The sequence below is a fragment of the Streptomyces sp. genome, from assembly GCF_019510245.1.
Classification (GTDB): Bacteria; Actinomycetota; Actinomycetes; order Streptomycetales; family Streptomycetaceae; genus Streptomyces.
Window position 1 is genome coordinate 1 of the sequence record NZ_JAEKKT010000555.1, and the last position, 2,075, is coordinate 2,075.

The window sequence follows — 2,075 nt, forward strand, 5'->3', positions numbered from 1 at the left end:
CATTACTTTCCTCTAGGTACCTACTGTCCTCCCGATAGTAGCTTCGCCGTGTGTCCACAGGAACCAGTCCAGGGACCTCGGAAAAGGGGAGCAACATGATCGTGGTGACCGGTGCTACGGGGAACGTCGGGCGGCCCCTCATGAGGGAACTCCTCGCGGCAGGGGAGCGGGTGACGGCCGTCTCCCGGCACAGCCCCCCGGAGAACCCGGCAGGGCTACGGCACCACCGGGCCGACCTCGCCGCACCTCAGACCCTCAAACCCGCCCTCGAAGGGGCCGAAGCGCTCTTCCTCCTGACCTCCGGCGACTTCATGGCACAAGGCGGCAACCTCGACGACGTCCTCGAAGTCGTCCGGGCCGGTGGTGTCCGGCGGGTCGTGCTGCTGTCCTCGCAGGGCGTCGCCACCGGCGACCATCCCTCCGAACTGGAGGACACCGTACGGCGATCGGGGCTCGAATGGACCATGCTGCGGCCCGCCGGCTTCCACTCCAACACCCTCCAGTGGGCCAGCGCGGTGCGCGCCCAGCGGACGGTGGCGGCGCCTTTCGGGGACGTCGCGCTGCCGACCGTCGATCCGGAGGACATCGCCCAGGTCGCCGCCGTGGCGCTGCGGGACCCCGGCCAAGCCGGGCGCGTCCACGAACTGACCGGGCCCGCGCCGATATCCCCCCGGCAGCAGACCGCCGCGATCGCGGACACGCTGGGCGAGCCGGTGCGGTTCGTCGAGCAGACCCGGGGCGAGGCCAGGGCGGAGATGGTGCGGTGCCGAGTGGGCGGCCCGCAACGCCTCTGCCTTCCGGTGACCTGCGGTTTCCGGGCGATAGACGCACTTCGAGGACCAACCGGGTCGCACCTCGCATACCCACACGCCCCCTGAATCTCCCACCCCCCGTCGATTACAGTGCTGAGCGTCGTACATACGGACGGTCAACAGGGAGGTCTTGGTGGGTGCGACAGCCGGGGCCGTCGTCTGGGGGCGTGCCGAGCAGCAGGACTTCCGTAGCCGGGTGCGTGGGACGCTCCTCGGGGTGGCCGTGGGTGACGCGCTGGGCGCACCGGTCGACGGGCTCGGACTGGACGAGATCCGGGAGGCGTACGGCGCCGAGGGGCTCGTGGACCTCGGGTTCGGGTACGGCCGACGCGGTGCCGTCACTCATCTCACCCAGCTCAGCCTCTTCACCGTGGACGGGCTCATACGGGCCCAGGTCCGACGGGACACCGGCGCCTGGCATCCGCCCACCGATCTGCACCGGGCGTATGCAAGGACGACGGCTGGCTGGCCCGGGAGGAGTGGCTGTACGCCCGCCGCGACCCGACCCGGTCGCTGCTCATCGGGTTCGGCGACGACACCATGGGGACGCTGGAGTCGCCCAAGAACCCGAACGAACTCGGGCCCGAGGCCACCGCCCGGTCCGCGGCCTTCGGGCTGCTGGTCGGGTGGGAGCCGCAGCTCGTCGTACAGCTGGCCGTCGAGTGTGCCGCGCAGACCCACGGGCATCCCGTCGCCTATCTTTCGGCGGGCGCGTACGCCGTGATCGTGCACGCGCTGGCCCTCGGCGACAGTCTCGACGGGGCGGTGCAGCGGGCGCTCGCACTGCTGACCGCGCGGCCCGGGCACGAGCCCGTGTCGGACGCGCTCCAGCACGCGCTGGGTGCCGTACGGCAGGGGATGCCCACCCCGGCGCGGGTGGAGGAACTCGCCGCCGACGGCTCGGCGGACGGGCTGCTGTCCGCCGCCGTGTACTGCGCGCTGGTCGGAGAGGACGTACGGCATGGCCTGTGCCTCGCCGTGAACCACGACGGTCCCTCCGCCGCGGCCGGCGCGCTCACCGGCGGCCTGCTGGGCGCCCTGCACGGCGAGACGGCCCTCCCGCCGGCCTGGCTGGCCGAACTGGAGGGCCGTCCCACCCTGCTGGAACTCGCCGACGACTTCGCCATGGAGATGACCCAGGGGCCGGCCCTGCACGGGCCGGCCGGGGCGTCGCCGGGGTGGCTGGCCCGCTATCCGCGGGCCTAGACCGGTCCGGTCGGAACTTCTCAGTCCTTGACCTTCGTACCGATCACGTCCTCCACA

1 protein-coding gene and 1 pseudogene are annotated in these 2,075 nt (G+C 71.9%); both read left to right on the forward strand.

The window, feature by feature from the left end:
• Positions 1-95: 95 nt before the first annotated feature.
• On the forward strand, positions 96-878 hold the full coding sequence (locus JF597_RS55375) for an NAD(P)H-binding protein (protein ID WP_294014890.1): 783 nt from the start codon (positions 96-98) through the stop codon (positions 876-878).
• Between the two features lie 67 nt (positions 879-945).
• Positions 946-2,018 (forward strand): annotated as a pseudogene (locus tag JF597_RS55380) (ADP-ribosylglycohydrolase family protein).
• Positions 2,019-2,075 lie beyond the last annotated feature (57 nt).